The 16583-nt window shown below is 60.8% G+C and carries 15 protein-coding genes; 3 read left to right on the top strand and 12 right to left on the bottom strand.

The window, feature by feature from the left end; all coding sequences use genetic code 11:
* Window positions 1–38: 38 nt before the first annotated feature.
* The 8 genes from tcuC to ybfF form a co-directional block, all read right to left on the bottom strand.
* Entirely contained in the window at window positions 39–1334 is a 1296-nt protein-coding gene (tcuC, locus tag B8P98_RS20155) for an MFS transporter (protein ID WP_025711838.1), read from the bottom strand.
* Window positions 1335–1389: 55 nt separating this feature from the next.
* Entirely contained in the window at window positions 1390–2529 is a 1140-nt protein-coding gene (gene tcuB, locus B8P98_RS20150; protein ID WP_025711837.1) for a tricarballylate utilization 4Fe-4S protein TcuB, read from the bottom strand.
* Entirely contained in the window at window positions 2516–3919 is a 1404-nt protein-coding gene (gene tcuA / locus B8P98_RS20145) for an FAD-dependent tricarballylate dehydrogenase TcuA (RefSeq protein ID WP_080924563.1), read from the bottom strand. The genes tcuB and tcuA overlap by 14 nt, the downstream gene beginning before the upstream one ends.
* Before the next feature lie 97 nt (window positions 3920–4016).
* Window positions 4017–4943, bottom strand: a complete 927-nt coding sequence (gene tcuR / locus B8P98_RS20140; RefSeq protein ID WP_095033370.1) for a tricarballylate utilization LysR family transcriptional regulator TcuR — start codon at window positions 4941–4943, stop codon at window positions 4017–4019.
* A 126-nt stretch (window positions 4944–5069) separates the two neighbouring features.
* Window positions 5070–5522: a ferric iron uptake transcriptional regulator gene (fur, locus tag B8P98_RS20130; protein WP_004885952.1), complete on the bottom strand. Its 453-nt coding sequence runs from the start codon at window positions 5520–5522 to the stop codon at window positions 5070–5072.
* Between the two features lie 291 nt (window positions 5523–5813).
* On the bottom strand, window positions 5814–6344 hold the full coding sequence (gene fldA / locus B8P98_RS20125; protein WP_002894765.1) for a flavodoxin FldA: 531 nt from the start codon (window positions 6342–6344) through the stop codon (window positions 5814–5816).
* Between the two features lie 151 nt (window positions 6345–6495).
* The gene (ybfE, locus tag B8P98_RS20120) at window positions 6496–6789 is read right to left on the bottom strand and encodes a LexA regulated protein (protein ID WP_002894767.1); all 294 of its coding nucleotides are present in this window, start codon (window positions 6787–6789) and stop codon (window positions 6496–6498) included.
* Window positions 6790–6922: 133 nt separating this feature from the next.
* Window positions 6923–7696: an esterase gene (ybfF, locus tag B8P98_RS20115; RefSeq protein WP_095033369.1), complete on the bottom strand. Its 774-nt coding sequence runs from the start codon at window positions 7694–7696 to the stop codon at window positions 6923–6925.
* A gap of 183 nt (window positions 7697–7879) precedes the next feature.
* Here ybfF and seqA point away from each other — a divergent pair, with 183 nt between their 5' ends.
* From seqA to B8P98_RS20100, 3 genes are read left to right on the top strand one after another with little or no spacing between them, the layout of a single operon-like run.
* Window positions 7880–8428, top strand: a complete 549-nt coding sequence (gene seqA / locus B8P98_RS20110; RefSeq protein ID WP_095033368.1) for a replication initiation negative regulator SeqA — start codon at window positions 7880–7882, stop codon at window positions 8426–8428.
* A gap of 32 nt (window positions 8429–8460) precedes the next feature.
* Window positions 8461–10101, top strand: coding sequence for a phosphoglucomutase (alpha-D-glucose-1,6-bisphosphate-dependent) (gene pgm, locus B8P98_RS20105; protein WP_002894773.1), 1641 nt, complete (start codon window positions 8461–8463; stop codon window positions 10099–10101).
* A gap of 54 nt (window positions 10102–10155) precedes the next feature.
* On the top strand, window positions 10156–10593 hold the full coding sequence (locus B8P98_RS20100) for a hypothetical protein (protein WP_025711829.1): 438 nt from the start codon (window positions 10156–10158) through the stop codon (window positions 10591–10593).
* Here B8P98_RS20100 and kdpE read toward each other — a convergent pair.
* Genes kdpE through kdpB form a run of 4 tightly spaced genes read right to left on the bottom strand, consistent with a single transcriptional unit; the run spans window position 10575 to window position 16571 of the window.
* A complete protein-coding gene (gene kdpE / locus B8P98_RS20095) occupies window positions 10575–11252 on the bottom strand; it encodes a two-component system response regulator KdpE (RefSeq protein ID WP_025711828.1) in 678 nt (225 codons plus the stop codon). The two genes, B8P98_RS20100 and kdpE, sit on opposite strands and share 19 nt — an antisense overlap.
* Window positions 11249–13936, bottom strand: coding sequence for a two-component system sensor histidine kinase KdpD (kdpD, locus tag B8P98_RS20090; protein ID WP_025711827.1), 2688 nt, complete (start codon window positions 13934–13936; stop codon window positions 11249–11251). Before kdpD ends, kdpE begins: the two co-directional genes overlap by 4 nt.
* Window positions 13937–14512 (bottom strand): potassium-transporting ATPase subunit KdpC, encoded by a 576-nt coding sequence (gene kdpC / locus B8P98_RS20085; RefSeq protein ID WP_025711826.1) that lies wholly within the window; start codon window positions 14510–14512, stop codon window positions 13937–13939. It lies immediately after the preceding gene.
* 10 nt (window positions 14513–14522) lie between these two features.
* A complete protein-coding gene (gene kdpB / locus B8P98_RS20080; protein ID WP_008805672.1) occupies window positions 14523–16571 on the bottom strand; it encodes a potassium-transporting ATPase subunit KdpB in 2049 nt (682 codons plus the stop codon).
* Between the last annotated feature and the right edge of the window lie 12 nt (window positions 16572–16583).

The following is a 16583-nucleotide window of genomic DNA, read 5'->3' as shown; positions in this document are numbered from 1 at the left end:
CGGCAAACGGGCGGAGTCTCTCTCCGCCCGTTTGTTTTTTAGCGCTGGCTCTCTGCCGGTTGGTAGCTGCGGCTCAGACGCACGAACAGCAGGACGGTGGCGACAAACCCGCACAGCGCGGCGCACATTAGCCACCAGCCGGGCGCGCTTTTATCGCCGGTGAGCTCGACCAGGGCGGTAGAGATAGCCGGCGTCAGTCCGCCGAAGATCGCGGTGGCAAGGCTGAAGGCCAGCGAAAAGCCCACCGTGCGGACATACACCGGCATCACTTCGGTGAGCGCCGCCACCATCGCGCCGTTATACATGCCAAAAAAGAACGAGAACCACAGCAGGACCAGCGTCATACGCGTAAAATCGGGCGCGGCGGTGAGCCAGTGCATCACCGGCCAGGTGGTGAGCAGCGCCAGCACGGTAATCCCCATCAGCACCGGGCGACGACCGATCCGGTCAGAGATCGCCCCGCCAATCGGTAACCAGATAAAGTTAGAGATGCCCACCAGCATGGTCACCAGCAGGCTGTCGCGAGCGCTGAGGTGCAGCACCGCTCTGCCGTAGGTCGGCGTATAGACGGTGATAAAATAAAAGGTGGTGGTGGTCATCGCCACCAGCAACGTCCCGGCGGTAATAATGCGCCAGTTCCTGGCGATAGTGGTCAGGATCTCTTTAGTATCCGGGCGATGTTTACGCTGCAGGAACTCCTCGGTCTCCTGCAGCGAGCGGCGCAGCACGAAAATCAGCGGAATAATCAGACAGCCAATGAAGAAGGGAATGCGCCAGCCCCAGTCGGCGATCTCTTCATGCGCCAGGGTGGCGTTCAGCGCGTAGCCAATCAGCGCCGCCATCACGATGGCCACCTGCTGGCTGGCGGATTGCCAGCTGGTATAGAAGCCTTTATTGCCCGGCGTGGCGATCTCCGCCAGATAGACCGACACCCCGCCAAGCTCGACGCCCGCGGAGAACCCCTGCAGCAAGCGACCCACTAACACGAGGATCGGCGCCAGCACGCCGATGGTCTGATAGCCCGGTACCAGGGCGATGAGTAGCGTCCCGCAGCCCATGATCGCCAGGGTGACCATCAGCCCTTTACGGCGACCGATCCTGTCGATATAGGCGCCCAGCACCACCGCGCCGATGGGGCGCATCAGAAAGCCCGAACCAAACACCGCAAAGGTCAGCATCAGCGCCGCGAACTCGCTCTCCGCCGGAAAAAAGGTGCGGGCGATATAGGTGGCATAAAAGCCAAACAGGAAAAAGTCGAACTGTTCGAGAAAATTACCGCTGGTCACGCGGAGGATAGCGCCGACGGTGCCGGCGCGGGTAGGTTGTTGGGTCATATCGGGTGCTCTCCATTGTCTTTATCTTGTTTTTATAGAGGTAAGAGGGAGCGGGTTAGTCGCCTGCGACTGCCGCCTGTTTTCCGCGCCGCTTCTCAATCGCCCACTTGAGTAGCGCCGCACAGCGATAAAATCCGTGGGCAAATTTTCCGTAGGGAAGGGTTAAAAACAGGGCCATCACCACCCCGAGATGAACGGCGAGCAAAATACCCATCCACGAGGTATCCCGTCCCGCCAGCAGCGCCAGACCGGTGAAGCTGGTCAGCAGCAGCAGCAGGATAAATGCGCGGTCCATCGGTTTTTGTCGCGCATCGCCATGCAGCGGCGACCGGCGCAGGTTCAACCACAGCAGACCAGCCGGCCCCACCAGCAGGCCGATGCCGCCGAGGGTCCCGAGAAGCACCGGGACGCTGAAGAACGGGTAGGGGGCTTCCCGGCCGGCGAAATAGTGATAGCCCGTGGCCACCACCGTGGCGGCGAAACAGAGCATAAAGCCGTAGAAGGTGAAGTGGTGGAAACGGCGGCGCATCAGCGTGAAGGCGTCATCGGCTTCGTTGCAGCCTTTCCCGTGCCCGCCGTCGAGATATTTCAGCGTCAGCGCATTATGGGATGCCTTTGCAATATCAATCGGTTGCGGTTGACCCGGGGAGATCTCGCGCCAGAAACGGATCACCCCGGTCATCAGTAAGCCAATCGCCAGCACAAAGACCGAGCCAAACATCCACGCCAGCAGGTTATGCGGGAATATCTGGTAGAAATCACCGGCCAGCGGCGGGTGCAGCAGTGAACCGTTGAGCCCCATCGCCAGCAGCAGAAAGACGATCAGGCCAGCGATCAGCGCCAGCACGGTGGTCACGCCGGCCCGGCGGTACAGGCTGGCAAAGGCGGCGGGCTGGGCGTAATGCTGATAGGTCTCCAGCCGGACTTCGGCCATCGCCTTCGGCACGTTAATGGCGAACTCGTGCGGCGGCGCGTACTGGCAGGCGTGCAGGCAGGCGCCGCAGTTATGACACAGGTTAGCCAGATAGTTGATATCCGCCTTGCCAAAGGCCAGGCGCTGGGTCATCGCCGGGAACACGGCGCAAAACCCTTCGCAATAACGGCAGGCGTTACACACCTGCATCACCCGTTCGACTTCCGCCTCCGGCTCGGTGATGATCTGCGCGTCAATGATCAGCTTTTCAAGCGACTTCATGGTGGTTCTCCTGCTGTGCCGCACGGGCGGCTTGCTGGCCGGCGATGCGACCGAAGGTGGTGCCGATCGACATCCCGACGCCGGCGGTATAGCCTTTGCCGAGCACATTGCCGGCCATCATTTCCCCGGCGACAAACAGATTGCGGCTGGGTTTGCCGGCAAAATGGACGGCGGCGGTGTCGTCGACGTAGAGCCCGAGGTAGGTGAAGGTGATCCCCGGACGTAAGGCGTAACCGTAGTAAGGCGGCGTATCGAGGGGGCGCGCCCAGTGGGTTTTCGCCGGCGTCAGGCCGGAGGTGGCGCAGTTATCCAGGCGGGTATGATCGAAGTCACCCGGGGTACAGGCGGCATTATAATCGGCGAGGGTTTGCGCTAAGCGCTCGCCGTCCAGCCCGAGCTGGCGCGCCAGCTCGGGGATAGTATTGGCCTGAGCGCCGGGAAAGACGGGGGGCATAAAGTGGCCAATGGCTTTACTGTCGATGATCGAGTAGCCGATTTGCCCCGGCTGGTGGGCGACCAGTCGCCCCCAGATGGCGTAGCGTTTGGGCCAGAAATCTTCTCCTTCATCATAAAAACGCTCGGCATCGCGATTCACCACCACCCCCAGCGACACGCAGTCGACGCGGGTGCAGATCCCGCCGTCATAGAGCGGCGCCCGGGCGTCAATGGCGACGCAGTGGGATTGCGAAGGATCGCCGATAATATCGGCCCCGGCGTCGATCATAAACTTGAGCAGTACCCCCTGATTGAAGCGGGTGCCGCGGATGAGGAAATTATCGGCGGGCCATTCGCCACGATCGTTCTGCCCCCAGGCCTCGCGCAGCCATTCGCGGTTGGATTCAAATCCGCCGGCGGCGAGGACGCAGCTTTTCGCGACAATCCGTTCCTCGCCTGCCAGCGCGGCAACAAATTCCCCGTTGCGCAGTTCCAGGGCCTGCACCGGCGTGTTGTAGCGGATCTGCACCCCCATCTGCTCCGCGCTGCGGTAATAGGCATTGACCAGCGCTTTGCCGCCGCCCATAAAAAAGGCGTTGGTGCGGGCAACGTGCAGAGCGCCCGAGAGCGGCGGCTGAAAGTTAACCCCATGCTGGCGCATCCAGTCGCGGCACTGTGACGAGGTACGGATCACCAGCCGGGCCAGCGCTTCGTTGGTGTTCCCCTCGGTGACGCGCAGCAGATCCTGCCAATACTCTTCTTCCGGATAGCTGTCGACCAGCACGTCCTGCGGCGCATCGTGCATACAGCGCAGGTTACGGGTGTGCTGCGAGTTGCCGCCGCGCCACTCCCGCGGCGCCGCCTCCAGCAGCAGCACCGAGGCGCCGGCCTCCCGGGCGGTTAAGGCGGCGCATAGCGCGGCATTGCCGCCGCCAATCACCAGTACATCCACCATTATCGGCTCCCTTACAATTTAATTAATTGTTAAATTTGTAATGGGAATGTAGGCGGTAACGGCGACAGAGCGCTATGGCGTAGTGCTAAAGAGGGGTTTAGTTGGTGTAAAGGGTAGCGCCCGGCCAGCGGCCAGACTCCACCAGCTGACGCATGACTTTGCTCAGTATTACCCGTGCGGCAAGCCCTGCCGGGGTGAGCTCATCATCGGACAGGCTGACCAGAAAGTTGGGGCGACTCAGCACCGGATTGGCGACGCCGATCACTCTTAGCGCCTGATGGTCGAGATGGGAGATGGCGGCCCCGGGCTGAAGAGTGGCGCCCAGTCCGCTGCGCACGGCCTGCATCAGCAGGGCCAGGCCGTCAATCTCCGCCACCACCTCAACGCTGAGATGATGCTGCTGGCAAACCGCCTCCAGCCGGCCGCGCAGGCCGTGGCCCTGGCTTGGCATAATCAGCGGCAGGGTGGCGAGCTGGTCGGGGGTGATATGGTCATCCTGCAGGGGGGCTAACAGCGCATGGCTGCCAATCAGGAACAGGCGCTCTTCCAGCAGCGGTCTGGCGCTCCAGCGCAGGATCTTCTCCTGCTGGAAAACGATAGCAAAATCGAGCTGGCGAGTGTTGATCATCCGTTCCAGATTGCCGGAAAGGCTTTCCACCAGATGCAGGCGCACGTCGGGGTAGCTTTCGCGCATCGCATTGATGAACGGAACGCCGAGAACGGAGGCGGTGCTGGGGGCCATGCCAACGCTGACGTGGCCCGACAGGCGCGCCTCGCGGGCGGCGAGGATGGCATCATCGGCATGGCGCAGCGCCAGCTGCGCCTGGGAGTAGAAAGCAAGGCCCGCGCTGGTGGGCGTGACCCCGCGGGAGGTCCGCTGCAGCAGGCGAATGGCCAGTTCGTTTTCCAGGCGCGCGATCTGCTGGCTAAGCGCCGAGACGCCGATATTGAGATCGAGCGCAGCGCGCCCCATGCTGCCGGTTTCCACAATGCGCACAAAGTAGCGTAGCTGGCGAAGTTCCATATCAACTCTCCGGACAAAGCGGGGACGAGGAAGGTTATCCCAGGGGACTGAGCGGGAAGCGCGGCAGAAGCGCCCATAAAAAAGCCAACCGGCAGGTTGGCTTTTCAGAGCAGACGACGCGGGGAATTACTTTTCCACTGCGTCGTGGGCGTGTTCGTCCTCGCGGCAATCCCCTTCCGCACAGTGACCGTACAGATACAGACTGTGGTTGGTCAGGCGGATGCCGTGACGGGAAGCGATTTCACGCTGGCGCGCTTCAATAGAGTCATCACTGAATTCGATCACTTTGCCGCAGTCGAGGCAGATCAGGTGATCGTGGTGATGCTGCTGGGTCAGTTCGAAAACGGATTTTCCGCCTTCAAAATTATGACGAGTCACGATACCGGCGTCATCAAACTGGTTAAGGACGCGGTAAACGGTCGCCAGACCAATCTCTTCGCCCATGTCGATCAGGCGTTTATATAAGTCTTCCGCACTGACATGATGGTTATCCGGTTCCTGCAGCACTTCGAGGATTTTCAGTCGAGGAAGTGTGACTTTCAGGCCAGCCTTCTTTAATGCGGTATTGTTGTCAGTCATGCGGAATCTGTCCTGTTGCTAAACGATCTACTTCCTTCAACGGAAGTCATACAGAAATTAACCCGACGTAATGCGTCTCATTATAGAACTGCCACTGGTAAATGAAAACTGCAAGCATCAGGCCTGGTTTGCTGTCAAAAACGAGGCACCAGCTACAAACTGCGTCACGTGCCTCGTAGAATCAGAGGACATTGTACAGATATGTGATTAAAAGTTAAAAACTTGTAGCTATTAGTTTGATTGCTTTTGTCTATTAATGCGACGCAACTCAATAGTTACGCCGCTTAATCATCAGGCGTTTTTGATTTCTTCAAGGTGCAGCTCTTCGGCAACCTGCTTCACCCACTTCTCCACGCGCTCGTTGGTCAGCTCCGGCTGGCGGTCTTCATCGATGGCGAGGCCGACGAAGTGGTCGTCATCCGCCAGGCCTTTGGAAGCCTCAAAATGATACCCGGCCGTCGGCCAGTGACCGACGATGGTCGCGCCGCGTGGCTCAATGATGTCGCGGATGGTGCCCAGCGCGTCGCAGAAGTATTCTGCGTAGTCTTCCTGGTCGCCGCAGCCGAACAGCGCCACCAGTTTGCCATTAAAGTCGATCTCTTCCAGCGTCGGGAAGAAGTCGTCCCAGTCACACTGCGCTTCCCCGTAGTACCAGGTCGGGATGCCGAGCAGCAGGATGTCGTGGGCTTCCAGGTCTTCTTTGCTGCTTTTGGCAATGTCGTGAACATCAGCAACATCTTTACCAAGCTGCTTTTGAATCATTTTTGCAATATTTTCGGTGTTGCCGGTGTCGCTGCCAAAAAAGATGCCGATGATTGCCATGAGTAAAATAACCTCTTGAAACTTAAATGATGTGGTAGGGACGCGATGCCCATAGATAACGGCAATCATAGCAGAACAGGCAAGGGCGCGGAAACAGCAATCACGCCCGACTGCACACTCTGCTACATGAATGCGGGTTTTTCGCGGAAAGTTAGACTTTTCCCTGGCTGCGCAGGGCGGTTAATTGCGTCATCAGCATCTCTTCGATGAGATCGCTGCGGCTCATATTACGCGCTTCCGCCAGCTCGTTGAGCGCATCGACCGCATCCGCGTTGAGTTTTAACTCGACGCGCTTCAGCCCGCGCACTTTATCGCGTTTCAGCTGATTACGTTTGTTGATGCGCAGTTGTTCATCGCGCGACAGCGGATTGGTTTTCGGTCTTCCCGGGCGACGCTCGTTTGCGAACAAATCTAATGTCGTACGGTCCGTTTGTTCTTTTGCCATGATTCTGAGTGACTTCGGGGAAACAAGCAGCCGGGCTCTAGCCGGCGCAGATAGCGCGCCATCATACATCAGGCGAACGGCTGCGCCAACGACCGCGGGCATTCTGCGGCGCGGTCGGGCATATTTTAGCCAATCAGACGGCGATGCTCATCAGGTAACGACGGATCGCGCGTAATACCGCCTCGGGTTTCTCGGCATGGACCCAGTGTCCGGCGCCGGCGATGACGTGGGCCCGCGCCTGCGGGAACTGGGCCAGCAGCGCTTCACGGTAGGCATCGGTCACATAGGGCGAGTTGCCGCCGGGAATAAACTGCGTCGGGTGTGGCCAGGCCGGAATGGTTTCCCAGCCGACAATATGCGGATACTGGTCCCACAGCACCGGCACGTTGAAGCGCCAGTCGCCGTCGACGAAGGATTTCAGCAGGAACTGAATTACCCCTTCCTCCTGCAGATGCTCGCGCATCACCTGCGCTGCCTGCCGGCGGGTGCTGGCGGCGGATTCGCTGACGGCGCGGATAGCGGCGAAGATCTCATCATGGCGGCGTACGTGATAATCCACCGGCGCGATATCGATCGCCACCAGTCCGCTGATGCGTTCCGGCGCCAGGGCGGTGAGCGCCATCACCGCTTTGCCGCCCATCGAATGGCCGATAAAGGTGGCGCGCTCAATCTGGTGCGCGTCAAGCGTATCGAGCAGATCCTGCGCCATGGCGGGGTAGGTCATCTCTGGCGACCGCGGCGATAATCCGTGGTTGCGCATATCGACCTGCACAATATCGTGGTCGGCGATCAGGTCGCGGGCGAGGATGCCCAGGTTGTCCAGGCTGCCAAACAGACCGTGGACCAGCACGATCGGGGAGTGGTTGTGCGAATTCTGTGCAGATTGCGCTCGGCTATTTAATTTCATGGCAAAGTTCTTTTTTTCGCTCCGTCGGGTTAGGGTATTATGTTGGACATTCTGCCATCCGGCTGCAAGACCCAGAAGTTTTCTGAGTTTTACCGCCATCCTGGTTTGACGCTATCCGCGGTTGGGATTTGTACTTATAATCCCAACGATTTGTATTCAGAAAAGATATCGCACTGGATTAAGATGAAAACAATTGAAGTTGATGATGAACTCTATCGCTATATTGCCAGCCACACTCTGCATATCGGCGAGAGCGCATCCGACATTTTACGGCGCATGCTGAAATTTTCCGCCGTTTCCCAACCGGCTACACCGGTCAGCAAAGCCGCGCCGGCACTGGTGCCAGCGCCTGCCGTTGAGGTGAAAGCCGCTAACCCGGTGAAAGATAAAGTCCGCGCCATGCGCGAGCTGCTGTTATCTGATGAATACGCCGAGCAGAAGCGTGCGGTGAACCGTTTTATGCTGGTGTTGACGACCCTCTACTCCCTGGACAGTCAGGCATTTGCTGAGGCCACCGAGTCTCTGCATGGCCGCACGCGCGTCTACTTCGCGGAAGATGCGCGTACGCTGCTGAAAAGCGGCAACCAGACCAAACCGAAACAGGTTCCTGGTACCCCGTGGTGGGTTATCACCAATACCAATACCGGCCGTAAATGCAGCATGATCGAGCACATCATGCAGTCGATGCAGTTCCCTGCGGAGCTGATTGAGAAGGTTTGCGGCACGATCTAGTTTTTTAACATTTGCACCAGAAGGATCAGGCAATGGCAATCGATAAACGTGCGGGGCAGCCTGCGCAACAGAGTGATTTGATTAACGTCGCCCAACTGACTGCTCAGTACTATGTGCTGAAGCCTGAAGTCGGTAATGCGGAGCATGCGGTAAAATTCGGTACCTCTGGCCATCGCGGTAGCGCGGCGCGCCACAACTTCAACGAACCGCATATCCTGGCCATCGCCCAGGCCATTGCGGAAGATCGTGCGAAGAACGGGATCACCGGGCCGTGCTATGTCGGCAAAGATACCCACGCCCTTTCCGAGCCGGCGTTTATCTCGGTGCTGGAAGTGTTAACCGCCAACGGCGTTGACGTGATCGTGCAGGAAAACAACGGTTTCACCCCGACGCCGGCGGTTTCCAACGCGATTCTGGTGCATAACAAAAAAGGCGGTCCGCTGGCGGACGGCATTGTGATCACCCCGTCACATAACCCGCCGGAAGATGGTGGTATCAAGTACAACCCGCCAAACGGCGGCCCGGCGGATACCAACGTCACCAAAGTGGTGGAAAACCGCGCCAACGAACTGCTGGCCGCCGGCCTGCAGGGCGTGAAACGCATTTCTCTGGACGCGGCGCTGGCTTCTGGCCACGTTAAAGAACAGGATCTGGTGCAGCCGTTCATCGAAGGCCTGGCGGATATCGTCGACATGGCGGCGATCCAGAAAGCCGGCCTGACGCTGGGCGTCGATCCGCTGGGCGGGTCCGGTATCGAATACTGGAAACGCATTGGCGAGCACTACAAGCTCAATCTGACCATTGTCAACGATCAGGTGGATCAGACCTTCCGCTTTATGCACCTCGATAAAGACGGCGCCATCCGTATGGACTGCTCCTCGGAGTGTGCGATGGCGGGCCTGCTGGCGCTGCGCGATAAGTTCGACCTGGCGTTTGCTAACGATCCGGATTACGACCGTCACGGGATTGTCACCCCGGCCGGGCTGATGAACCCGAACCACTACCTGGCGGTGGCGATTAACTACCTGTTCCAGCATCGTCCGCAGTGGGGCAAAGAGGTGGCAGTCGGTAAAACGCTGGTCTCCTCCGCGATGATTGACCGCGTGGTGAACGATCTGGGCCGCAAGCTGGTGGAAGTGCCGGTGGGCTTTAAGTGGTTCGTTGACGGCCTGTTCGACGGCAGCTTCGGCTTCGGCGGCGAAGAGAGCGCCGGGGCCTCCTTCCTGCGCTTCGACGGCACGCCGTGGTCGACCGATAAAGACGGCATCATCATGTGCCTGCTGGCGGCGGAAATCACCGCCGTCACCGGGAAAAACCCGCAGGAGCATTACAACGAGCTGGCGGAACGCTTCGGTGCGCCGAGCTATAACCGTCTGCAGGCTTCCGCGACCTCCGCGCAGAAAGCGGCGCTGTCCAAGCTCTCTCCGGAAATGGTCAGCGCCGATACGCTGGCGGGCGATCCGATCACTGCCCGTCTGACCGCGGCGCCGGGCAACGGGGCGGCGATTGGCGGTCTGAAGGTGATGACCGACAACGGCTGGTTCGCGGCGCGTCCGTCAGGCACCGAAGATGCCTACAAGATCTACTGCGAAAGCTTCCTCGGCGAAGAACATCGCAAGCTGATTGAAAAAGAAGCGGTAGAGATTGTCAGTGAAGTGCTGAAGAACGCGTAACTACGCACTACTCTCAGGCCCCTTGCGGGCCTGATTTTTTTCGCAAGGATAGCGATGAAAATACAACGGAAGTCCCTGTTTTTGTTCTGGGCGTGGATGGATCTCTTTTTCGTCCTGCAATTCTTATGGTGGAATATTTCCCACCGCCGTCTCCCTTTCTACGACGACATGCTGGCGTATCTTCAGCTGTTGCACACCTGGGGCTCCGCGGCGGTCTGGCTCTATCCGCTGAATGTTCTGCTGATTATCAGCATCCCGCTGTCGATGATCCTTTTTTTCCGCCAGAGCCGCTATGCGCTGTGGCTGGCCTGGGGGCAGGCGCCGCTCAGGCTGGTGTTTATGCAGCCTTCGCTGTCGCTGGGTCTGTGGCTGATTCAGGCTGCCGGCGTCAGGCATGTAGCGATCCTGGCCGGTTTTCTGCTGCTCTCTGAAGGGCTGAAAATCGCCAGCCTCTGGTACTGCAGAGGCGGGGCTCAGGGCATAAAGCGATAGCCAATGCCGGTTTCGGTCAGCAAATGCTGCGGCCGTGCCGGATCGACCTCCAGCTTTTGCCGCAGATGACCCATATAGATCCGCAGATAGTGGCTGTGCTCCACGGCGTTAGGCCCCCACACCTGATTCAGCAGCTGGCGCTGGGTAAGCACTTTGCCGGGATTATTCAACAGCGCCGCCAGCAGACGAAACTCGATAGGCGTCAGGTGGATCTCTTCGCTGCCGCGCAGAATGCGGCGGGCGGGGATATTGACCTCCAGGTCGGCGAAGCGCACCACCGGCTCATCGGCCTGCGCCGCGCCGTGGCGACGCAGCGCGACGCGCAGGCGGGCCTGCAGCTCGCCGATGCCAAAGGGTTTACTTAAGTAGTCATCGGCGCCGGCATCCAGGGCGGCGATTTTGTCATGCTCTTCGCTACGCGCTGACAGGACGATAATCGGTATCTGACTCCACTGACGCAGGTCGCGAATAAAATCGATGCCGTCACCATCCGGCAGGCCCAGATCGAGGATCGCGAGGTCGGGCTTACGGGTGGCGGCTTCAATGAGACCACGCTGCAGGGTTTCCGCTTCAAATACGCGCATGCCGTCGGCTTCCAGCGCGGTGCGCAGAAAGCGACGGATAGCGTGTTCATCTTCGATAATCAGAACGTTAATCACAATTCCTCAGGTAACTCTTCCAGTTCAGGGGGCGCTTCTCCCGGGAGTGTAACACGGAAAGAGGCGCCGCCCTCGGGCCGGTTGCTGGCGGAAATGGTCCCGCCGTGGACGTCGACGATGGCCTGACAGATGGCAAGGCCCAGCCCGACGCCGGGGATCGCCGACTCTTTGTTGCCGCGGGCGAATTTATCAAAGATAGCCTGTTCCTGGCCTGCCGGGATCCCCGGACCGTTATCCCAGACCTCCAGCGACAGCTGTTTGGCGTCCGCTTCGGCGCGGATACCGATGTCCGCCCGGCCCCCGGCATACTTATGGGCATTTTCCAGCAGGTTGATCAGCACCCGCTCGAACAGCGGCCCGTCGACATGCACCAGCTGGAGGGGATCGGGTAAATCCAGCTGAATATGCTGGCCGCCGAGGCTTGGCTCGAGCATGCGCAGCGCGCTGCCGACCACTTCCTCCAGCGTCAGCCACTCCTTATGCAGATTAAAGCCGCCGGACTGGATCCGCGCCATATCCAACAGGTTGTTCACCAGCCGGGTGGTGTTGAGCACATGCTGGCGGATTTCGTTGGCCTGCGGGGCATGTTTTGAACCTTCGCTGGCCAGATCGAGGGTCAGAATTTCCGCCTGGCCAAACAGCACGGTTAGCGGAGTACGCAGATCGTGCGACAGGGCGGCGAGCAGCGAGTTACGCAGGCTTTCCCGCTCGCTGGTCAGACGGGCCTGCTCTTCGCTGGCGGTCAGGGTGAGGCGCTCCAGGGCGCTGGCCACCAGCAGGGTAAAGGTCTCCAGCAGCCGCTGCTGCTCCGGGATCATCAGCTGGCGCAGATTCTCCGGTTCCACCACCAGTAGTCCCCAGGTGCGGGCGGCGCTCTTCAGGGGCAAGATCTGATACGGCACGCCGGGCAGGGTATCGGTGCCGGCGCCGGCAGGTTGGCCCTTATCAAAGCTCCAGCGGGCGATGGCATCATCCCACGGGGTCAGCCCTGGCTGGTGGGTTAAGGGCAGCAGTTTTCCCTGGGCGTCCGGGAGCAGCAGCTGGCTGCGGGCCTGAAAGGTAGAGGCGATAAACCGCTCGCTGGTGGTGGCGATATCCTGCTGGCTGCGACCCACCGCCAGCGCTTTAGACATCTCATACAGGTGGCGGGTACGGCGTTCACGGTAGCGCGCCACCCGCGCCTGGTAGCGCACGCCGGCGGTGAGGTTACCGATAAGCAGACCCACGGTGAGCATCACGCCGAAGGTGAGCAGATACTGGACATCCGACACCGCCAGCGTCCCGCGCGGGGCGACAAAAAAGAGATCGAAGCTGATAACGTTGATCACCGTCGCCAGCACCGACGGCCAGCGGCCATAGACCAGGGCGATGATTACCACTCCCAGCAGATAGAGCATCACCAGATTGGCGGCTTCGAAGGCCATCAACCACTGCATGGCTACCAGGGTAATGATGGCGCATAGCGCCACCGCCACCGCGCAGCCCTGCAGCTGCAGGCGCCACTTCTCCAGCGCTGTACGGCTGTCGTTGGCCCGCGCAGGGAGAGGGGACGGTTTTTCATCGAGGGCGATCACCACCAGATCGAGGTCCGGCGCATGGCGAGCCAGACGGTCGGCGAAACCGCTGCGATCCCACCAGCGGCGCTTGCGCTGGCGGCCGATGACGATTTTGCCGAGGTTATGCTCGCGGGCGTAATGGAGGACCGCTTTCTCTTCCGACGGATCGGAGAGGGTGGCGGTTTCGGCGCCCAGCTCCTGGGCCAGACGCAGCGCGGCGAGAATAGCCCGTCGCCGGGCTTCCGGCAGCCGGTGCAGGGAAGGGGTCTCGACGTACACCGCATGCCAGACGCTGCCCAGGCGGGCGGCGAGCCGGGCGGCGGCGCGCACCAGCTTTTCGCTGCCGGTGTTGTGCCCGATACAGAGCAGGATCGCATCGCGGGTGTGCCAGACTTTCTCCTGGCCCTGACGGTCGCGCCAGGCGCGCATCTGCTCATCGACGCGATCGGCGGTGCGGCGCAGGGCCAGTTCGCGCAGCGCAATCAGATTGCCCTTGCGGAAAAAGTTTTCGATAGCGCGCTCAGCCTGGCCGCCGATATAGACTTTGCCCTCATTGAGCCGCTGGCGCAGATCGTCCGGGGGGAGGTCCACCAGCACCACGTCGTCCGCGGCGTCAAAGAAGGGGTCGGGGACGGTCTCCCGCACCTGCACGCCGGTGATCCCGCTGACGACGTCATTCAGGCTTTCCAGATGCTGGACGTTAACGGTGGTAAAGACATCAATCCCGGCCTCCAGCAGTTCATCCACGTCCTGCCAGCGCTTTGGGTGGCGGGAGCCGGGCGCGTTGCTGTGCGCCAGCTCATCCACCAGAATCAGCGCCGGACGGCGGGCGAGGGCGGCGTCGAGATCGAACTCATAGACGTACCGCCCGCGATGAGCGAGCCGCCGCGGCGGCAGGGTGCTCAGGCCCTCCAGCATCGCGGCGGTCTCTTTTCGGCCGTGGGTCTCCGCCACGCCAATCAGAATATCCAGCCCCTGGGCGCGCAGCCGCTGCGCTTCCGCCAGCATCGCCCAGGTTTTCCCCACTCCGGCACAGGCGCCGAAGAACACTTTCAGTTTGCCGCGATGCGGGGCGGCGGTGTGCTGCAGCAGGCGGTCAGGGTCCGGGCGCAGCGGCTCGTCACTCATTTACTTATCCTTCAGGGCATCCAGCGCCATATTGAGTTGCAGTATATTCACCACCGGCTGGCCAAGGAAGCTCAGCAGCGGCGTTTCTGTGGCCTGATTCACCAGCTGGGTTACCTGCTCAACGCTCAGCTGGCGCGCTTTGGCCACCCGGGGGACCTGCCACAGCGCGGCGGCCGGAGTCAGGTTGTTATCGAGACCGCTTGCCGAGGTGGTGACCAGCTCGACCGGCACCCGCGGGTCGGCGTCCGGGTTGGCGGCGCGCAGAGCCTGCACGCGCTCGCTCACCGCGTTATCCAGCGCCGGGTTGCTGGCGGCGAGATTGCTGCCACCCGAGGCCATGGGGTTATCCGCCGTCTCAGCGGTGGCCGACGGGCGGCCCTGGAAATAGCCTGCGGCAGTAAAGTTCTGACCAATCAGCGCCGAGCCGCGCACTTCACCGTTCAGGCGGATCAGCGAGCCGTTAGCCTGCGGGTTAAACCACCATTGTCCCAGGCTGGTGGTAAGCAGAGGATAGACGCCGCCGGTGAGCAGCGTTAACAGAACAAATAGCACAAGTGCTGGACGAATCAATGACATCGTTTTTTCCTCACACCAGACCGCTCAGGGTCAGCAGCAGGTCAATGGCTTTAATACCGATAAAGGGCACCAGCAGACCGCCGAGGCCGTAGATCCACAGGTTGCGGCGCAGCATCGCCGAGGCGGAGAGCGGACGGTAACTCACGCCTTTCAGGGCCAGCGGGATCAGGAAGACGATGATCAGCGCGTTGAAGATAACGGCGCTGAGGATCGCCGAAGACGGTGAATGCAGGCCCATCACGTTCAGCATGGCCAGCTGGGGATAGACCGCGGCAAACGCCGCCGGAATAATGGCGAAATATTTCGCCACGTCGTTGGCAATACTGAAGGTGGTCAGCGAGCCGCGCGTCATTAACATCTGTTTGCCGATATGGACCACCTCAATCAGCTTGGTAGGGTTGGAATCCAGGTCGACCATGTTTCCCGCTTCTTTCGCCGCCTGGGTGCCGGAGTTCATGGCCACCGCCACATCGGCCTGAGCCAGCGCGGGCGCGTCGTTGGTGCCGTCGCCGGTCATCGCCACCAGCCGACCTTCCGACTGGTACTGGCGGATCAAGGCCAGCTTGGCTTCCGGCGTCGCTTCGGCGAGGAAATCATCGACCCCGGCCTCGGCGGCGATCGCCGCGGCGGTCAGGCGGTTATCGCCGGTGATCATCACCGTTTTAATGCCCATTTTGCGCAGCTGGGCAAAACGTTCTTTGATACCGCCTTTGACGATATCTTTGAGCGAAATAATCCCCAGCACCTTTTCCCCTTCGGCGACCACCAGCGGCGTGGCCCCCTGGCGGGCGACCTCTTCGACCTGTTTATCGACATCGGCAGGGAAGTGGCCGCCGTTGGCCTCCACGTGGCGGCGAATGGCATCCACCGACCCTTTGCGGATCATGCGTTGATCAATATTGATGCCGCTCATCCGCGTTTGCGCGGTAAAGGGGACAAAGGTGGCGTGCAGCGACTGCAGATCGCGTTCGCGCAGGTTAAAGCGCTGTTTCGCCAGCACCACGATGCTGCGCCCCTCAGGGGTTTCATCCGCCAGCGAGGAGAGCTGGGCGGCATCGGCGAGGGTTCGCTCTTCCACACCGCGCGCCGGCAGGAAGGCGGAAGCCTGGCGGTTGCCGAGGGTAATGGTCCCGGTTTTATCCAGCAGCAGGACATCGACGTCGCCAGCGGCTTCCACCGCGCGGCCGCTGGTGGCGATGACGTTGGCGCCGAGCATACGGCTCATCCCGGCGACGCCGATGGCCGACAGCAGCCCGCCGATGGTGGTCGGGATCAGGCACACCAGCAGGGCGACCAGCACGGTGACGCTGACCGCATTGCCGCTCCACGCCGAGAACGGCCAGATGGTGGCGGTGGCCAGCAGGAACACCAGCGTCAGGGCGATCAGCAGGATCGTCAGGGCGATCTCGTTCGGCGTTTTACGGCGCTGAGCGCCTTCCACCATGGCGATCATCCGGTCGAGGAAGGTTTCTCCCGGGTTGACGCTGCAACGGATCACCAGCCAGTCGGAGAGAATGCGCGTCCCGCCGGTCACCGAGGCGAAATCGCCACCGGATTCGCGGATCACCGGGGCAGATTCGCCGGTGATGGCGCTTTCGTCCACCGAGGCGCCGCCTTCGATGACTTCGCCATCGCAGGGGATAATATCCCCGGCTTCCACCAGCACCACGTCGCCTTTGCGCAGGTCTTCCGCCGGCACGTGGTCGACCGTCGCGTCATGCTGCGGGGCGCGCAGTTTGCGGGCGAACGCCGTTTTTTTCACCCCTTTCAGGCTGTTGGCCTGGGCTTTGCTGCGGCCTTCCGCCATCGCTTCGGCAAAGTTAGCGAACAGCACGGTAAACCACAGCCAGATACTGACGGCGGCGGTAAAGGTGGCGCTACCGGTCAGGGCACCGCCCGCCATGGCGATGGCCAGCAGGGTGGTTAACAGGCTGCCGACCCAGACGATAAACATCACCGGATTGCGCCATTGCACCATCGGGCTGAGTTTTTTCACGGCATCCAGCAGCGCCTGGCGCACCAGCGTCGGCTCCAGCAGGGCTAATTGTTTGCGACTCATAACAGGGTGCTC

It is taken from the genome of Klebsiella quasivariicola, assembly GCF_002269255.1.
GTDB lineage: Bacteria > Pseudomonadota > Gammaproteobacteria > Enterobacterales > Enterobacteriaceae > Klebsiella > Klebsiella quasivariicola.
The sequence above is the reverse complement of the archived record's forward strand: the minus strand, read 5'-3'. Positions and strand labels throughout refer to the sequence as shown.

What these genes read in the sequence shown, in the direction of transcription:
- tcuA (WP_080924563.1), bottom strand. Translation starts at nt 3,919, where the DNA reads ATGGTGGATGTACTGGTGATTGGCGGCGGCAATGCCGCGCTATGCGCC.
- seqA (WP_095033368.1), top strand. Translation starts at nt 7,880, where the DNA reads ATGAAAACAATTGAAGTTGATGATGAACTCTATCGCTATATTGCCAGC.
- tcuB (WP_025711837.1), bottom strand. Translation starts at nt 2,529, where the DNA reads ATGAAGTCGCTTGAAAAGCTGATCATTGACGCGCAGATCATCACCGAG.
- ybfE (WP_002894767.1), bottom strand. Translation starts at nt 6,789, where the DNA reads ATGGCAAAAGAACAAACGGACCGTACGACATTAGATTTGTTCGCAAAC.
- tcuR (WP_095033370.1), bottom strand. Translation starts at nt 4,943, where the DNA reads ATGGAACTTCGCCAGCTACGCTACTTTGTGCGCATTGTGGAAACCGGC.
- fldA (WP_002894765.1), bottom strand. Translation starts at nt 6,344, where the DNA reads ATGGCAATCATCGGCATCTTTTTTGGCAGCGACACCGGCAACACCGAA.
- ybfF (WP_095033369.1), bottom strand. Translation starts at nt 7,696, where the DNA reads ATGAAATTAAATAGCCGAGCGCAATCTGCACAGAATTCGCACAACCAC.
- tcuC (WP_025711838.1), bottom strand. Translation starts at nt 1,334, where the DNA reads ATGACCCAACAACCTACCCGCGCCGGCACCGTCGGCGCTATCCTCCGC.
- kdpB (WP_008805672.1), bottom strand. Translation starts at nt 16,571, where the DNA reads ATGAGTCGCAAACAATTAGCCCTGCTGGAGCCGACGCTGGTGCGCCAG.
- kdpD (WP_025711827.1), bottom strand. Translation starts at nt 13,936, where the DNA reads ATGAGTGACGAGCCGCTGCGCCCGGACCCTGACCGCCTGCTGCAGCAC.
- kdpC (WP_025711826.1), bottom strand. Translation starts at nt 14,512, where the DNA reads ATGTCATTGATTCGTCCAGCACTTGTGCTATTTGTTCTGTTAACGCTG.
- B8P98_RS20100 (WP_025711829.1), top strand. Translation starts at nt 10,156, where the DNA reads ATGAAAATACAACGGAAGTCCCTGTTTTTGTTCTGGGCGTGGATGGAT.
- pgm (WP_002894773.1), top strand. Translation starts at nt 8,461, where the DNA reads ATGGCAATCGATAAACGTGCGGGGCAGCCTGCGCAACAGAGTGATTTG.
- fur (WP_004885952.1), bottom strand. Translation starts at nt 5,522, where the DNA reads ATGACTGACAACAATACCGCATTAAAGAAGGCTGGCCTGAAAGTCACA.